At 35.1% G+C, this 1,095-nt stretch carries 1 protein-coding gene; it reads left to right on the top strand.

The genetic code is table 11. The features are described from left to right. Window positions 1–72: 72 nt before the first annotated feature. Window positions 73–249 carry a hypothetical protein gene (locus RMY31_RS35935; protein WP_409879655.1) on the top strand — a complete coding sequence of 59 codons (177 nt, stop codon included), beginning with the start codon at window positions 73–75 and terminating at the stop codon, window positions 247–249. Window positions 250–1,095 lie beyond the last annotated feature (846 nt).

Here is a 1,095-nt window from a genome sequence, read left to right as displayed (position 1 = left end):
ACTTGATCTTTATTTAACACTCACTTTTGACCTAGTATTTTTGGCAGAGACTGACTAGGTATATATGCCATCATGTCATCCAGCTTTTATAATTACGTTAGATGTATTTTTAATAGCAGAGATAATTTTAACGAGTGGTTTTCTCATCTCAAGTTAGCATCTCAGTTTGACTATTTGTGGACTAGTCATTTAGATGCTAAATCGACACCTCCTATTGATGTGACAGATTTGGATATTTGGAAAGAATAAGAATCAAAGATCTGTGTAGGAATTTTGTCAGTTGTTGACCCCAACCTACATAATTTGATTGATGATTCAATCCATGATACTACCTAGAAGGTTCTTCAAGTCTTAAAGAGAAAGTTTGACACCAAATCTAATGTTGAGTTCATCTATTTTCTTAGTGAGTTGAATTAGTTAAAGGTATAAAAAGGTTATTCGAGTACCATGTTTTGATTCATTAATAAATTTATGTAGGCCAAGGTCAATGACTTATAAAATTCCTACATGGATCTTCAAGTCTTCATCTTTCCAGTTAGCCAAATCTATCGAATCTGACAGAGGTGAAGTTTTAGCATCATGATGACCTGTCCATAAATAGTCAAACTGAGATGCTAACTTAAGACGAGAAAATCACTTGTCAAAATTTTCTTTGCTATTGAGAATACATCCAACGTAATCACAAAAGTTAGATGACATGATGGCCTGTGTACCTAGTCAGTCTCTACCAAAAATGCTAGGTCAAAAGTGAGTGTTAAATAAAGATCAAGTCGGGTACCACTGAAAATACTTAATCTGATACAATAAATTGAGTGGAGGAGATGGTCAAATGACCACTCTACCCAAACCACAAGTGGGCAGCTACATCAACTCTGTCAAGCTTCTATTCATAGTTCTCATTCTCTAGGAGAATACAACCAATATTGTACCTGAAGTTAGTTGTGAAGATTGATAGTTGTGTCACAAAAGCTAAAGGGAGGTGGCTTACCAGCTCTAGAAGCCTTAGTTAGGGACTTATACTAGATTTAATATCTTCAACTGGTAAATGAGAAATGTCAGGTTGAGATTAAGAAGACGAAAAAGAATGTGACCGTG

It is taken from the genome of Dendronalium sp. ChiSLP03b (assembly GCF_034531165.2).
Classification (GTDB): Bacteria; Cyanobacteriota; Cyanobacteriia; order Cyanobacteriales; family Nostocaceae; genus Dendronalium; species Dendronalium minutum.
This window is presented reverse-complemented; position numbering and strand designations above follow the sequence as displayed.

Excerpts from the sequence above, each read along its gene's own strand:
- RMY31_RS35935 (WP_409879655.1), top strand. The coding sequence starts at position 73 with ATGTCATCCAGCTTTTATAATTACGTTAGATGTATTTTTAATAGCAGA.